This window comes from uncultured Pseudokineococcus sp., assembly GCF_947495735.1.
In the GTDB taxonomy this organism is placed as follows: Bacteria; Actinomycetota; Actinomycetes; order Actinomycetales; family Quadrisphaeraceae; genus Pseudokineococcus.
Genome location: NZ_CANMAA010000052.1, coordinates 1 through 244, shown reverse-complemented (window position 1 = coordinate 244; position 244 = coordinate 1). Strand labels below are relative to the sequence as shown.

General features: G+C 75.4%; 1 protein-coding gene. It reads right to left on the bottom strand.

Annotation, left to right across the window (positions count from 1 at the left end):
• Positions 1–207: PKD domain-containing protein (locus Q0848_RS18930; protein ID WP_299040389.1), on the bottom strand; the 207-nt coding region annotated here is incomplete at its 3' end.
• Positions 208–244 lie beyond the last annotated feature (37 nt).

Genomic DNA, 244 nt, shown 5'->3' with positions numbered 1-244 from the left:
GACGCCCGTCGCCGTCGCCCCGTCGCCGAACGCCCACGCGTAGGAGACCACCGAGCCGTCCGCGTCCGAGCTCCCCGACCCGTCCACCGACACCGCCAGGCCCTCCACCGAGGACGCGAACGACGCCACCGGCGCCGCGTTCACCACCGGAGCCTTCACGGTCACGACGCGCGTCGAGCGCGCCGTCGCCCCGCGGTCGTCGGTCACGACCAGACCCACCTCGTACGAACCCGCCGCCGCGTAC